The organism is Planomonospora algeriensis, assembly GCF_977012225.1.
The window spans coordinates 1-2,328 of record NZ_CDRNDK010000703.1 but is presented as its reverse complement, the minus strand read 5'-3'; the positions used below and the strand labels follow the sequence as shown (position 1 = coordinate 2,328).

Annotated in this window: 4 protein-coding genes; all 4 read left to right on the top strand. The window is 77.3% G+C overall.

What is annotated here, in order from left to right; all coding sequences use genetic code 11:
• The first annotated feature begins 272 nt into the window (after positions 1 to 272).
• Positions 273 to 728: a hypothetical protein gene (locus ACWJ6R_RS34770; RefSeq protein WP_449066278.1), complete on the top strand. Its 456-nt coding sequence runs from the start codon at positions 273 to 275 to the stop codon at positions 726 to 728.
• A gap of 140 nt (positions 729 to 868) precedes the next feature.
• Complete coding sequence (locus ACWJ6R_RS34765) at positions 869 to 1,450, top strand: SAF domain-containing protein (protein ID WP_449066277.1); 582 nt, start codon at positions 869 to 871, stop codon at positions 1,448 to 1,450.
• The gene (locus ACWJ6R_RS34760) at positions 1,447 to 2,139 is read left to right on the top strand and encodes a hypothetical protein (protein ID WP_449066276.1); all 693 of its coding nucleotides are present in this window, start codon (positions 1,447 to 1,449) and stop codon (positions 2,137 to 2,139) included. Before ACWJ6R_RS34765 ends, ACWJ6R_RS34760 begins: the two co-directional genes overlap by 4 nt.
• Positions 2,136 to 2,328: hypothetical protein (locus tag ACWJ6R_RS34755; RefSeq protein WP_449066275.1), on the top strand; the 193-nt coding region annotated here is incomplete at its 3' end. The genes ACWJ6R_RS34760 and ACWJ6R_RS34755, both read left to right, overlap by 4 nt.

Here is a 2,328-nt window from a genome sequence, read left to right as displayed (position 1 = left end):
GACCCCCGCGCCGACCGCTCCGAGGCCGCCGGCCGATCCGGTCTCCGGGGCCGGCCGGGCCTGCCGTACACCCCGGACCCCCGCGGCCCGCTGGACCCGCAGGACGGCTCCCGGAGCCCGCTGGACCACCCGCTGGACCTGCTGGAGCCGCTGGACCCGCTGAATCCCCTGAAGCCGCGCCCGAGGGCGGACGGGGACGGCGCGGGCGGGGACGGCACGGGCGGAGGACGGCCGCCGGGACCCCGGTCCCCCCGGCCGCGGTCCTGGAGGCGGTGGACCGTCTCGTCCTGCCCGAGCCGGAGATCGGCTCCTCGCCGGGCCCCGAGGACCTGCAACTGGTCCGGCTGCCGATCTGGCTCACGATCTCACGGACGTCCTGGCGCCCCCGCACGGCCACCGGCACGGCGGGCGGGACCACCGCGACCGTCCTCGCCCGGCCGGTCCGGGTGAAGTGGGACATGGGCGACGGCACCACGGTGGTCTGCCGGGGCCCGGGCACGGCGTACCGCGAGGGCCGGGACGACCCGCGCCGCCCCTCGCCCACCTGCGGCCACACCTACCTGGACTCGAGCATGGACGCCCCGAACGGCGAATACCGGGTGACCGCCACGGTCGTCTGGGAGGTCACCTGGACCGCCGCCGGGCGGAGCGGTCCGCTCCCGTCCCTGACCACCACGGCGAGCGAGGAGTTCCGCGTCGCCGAGTCCCAATCGGTCGTCACCGCGTGACGGCGGCGATCGTCAGCCTGACGATCGTCACAGTTTGAAGATCGTCACAGCCTGAAGAGGGGGAAGCAGTGGCCACGACGGCGGTCAGACCGGCGCGACCGACGACCGGTGCGCCGAGGAGGCGCCGGAGCGTCGGCAGGATGCTGCTCGGAGGCGTCCTCGTGGCGGCGTGCGCACTCGCCTCGGCCGCGGTCACCCTGCGGGCCGGGATCCCGGCGGGGGCGGTGGCCGTACGGTCCGACCTCCCGGCCGGGCACGTCCTCGACGCCGGCGACCTGCGCACGGTGACCGGGAGCGTGGACGCCGGCCTCGTCCCGGCGAGCCGCGCCGGGAGCCTGGTCGGCCGGAAGCTCACGGTCCCGGTGGTGGCGGGGACCCTGCTCACCGAGAAGAACGTCGGCGGGAGCGCCGCCCACCCCCGGCCGGACCAGGCGCTGATCGGGGCGGCGGTGCGGCCGGGGCAGTACGCCCCGGGCCTGGCGCCCGGAGACCGGGTCGCCGTCACCGAGATCCCCGGCGACACCGTCTCCGCGGGCGTCGGCGGGACCCGGACGAGGCCGCAGTCCGTGGTCGCCGTGGTGACCGAGGTCCGCAGGCCCGACCAGCCGCAGAGCCCCGCCGTGGTCACGCTGCTGCTGCCGCGGAACGACGCGGAGAAGATCGCCGCCCCGGTCGCGCAGGGCATGTTCACGCTGGTGCAGGTCTCGCAGGGGGCGAATTGACCGTCATCGGCGTCGCCTCGATGAAGAACTCGCCGGGTGCGACCACCTTCGCCCTCGCTCTCGCGGCCACCTGGCCCGGCACGGACGTGGTCCTGGCCGAGCTGGACGCCTCCGGTGGAGAGCTCGCCGGGTACTTCCGGCTCGAACCCTCCCCGGGGACCGTCTCACTGGCCGCCGAGACCCGCAGCGAGCGGGACGCGGAGGTGCTCCGGCGCCACACGCAGTCCCTGCCCGGCGGACTGCGGGTGATCGCCGGTCCCGCCCGACCGGACCGGGCGGGCGCCGCGCTCATGACGCTCAGCGCCACGCTGCCGGAGGTGTTCGGCAAACTCCCGGCGGGCGCGGCCGTGGTCGCCGACCTGGGACGGCTGGCGGGCCCGGCCGCGGAGCTCGCCGTGAGCATGGACCGCGTCCTCGTCCTGGCGCGGCCCCGGCTGGCGGACCTGGCGCACCTGGAGGGCCTGGCGGAGGCCCTGCCCCACGCCGAGCTGGTCCTGGTCGGCCGGGGCGCCTACCCGCCCCGGGAGGTGACCGACGCGATCGGCGTGCGGATCCGCGCGCACATCGCCCACGACCCGGCCGCCCAGGCGTTCCTGGAAGGGCGGCGGCAGCGGACCCGCCTGGTCCGGGCCGCCCGCCGGATCTCCGGCGCGCTCGCCTCGGTCGCCCCGCTGGAAGGAGTGGCGTGACCGTTCAGGTGCTGCTGGCGGTGCTGGCCGGGGCGGGCGCCGGCGCGGGGCTCCTCCTGCTCGTCTCGGGGCTGCGCCGGCCGGAGGCGGGCCAGGAGCACCAGGGCACCGAGGACACTCCGGGGCCCTGGGGCCCCGCGGCTCCGGGAGGCCGGAGGGTACGGCTCGGCGCACCGGACCGCCGGACGC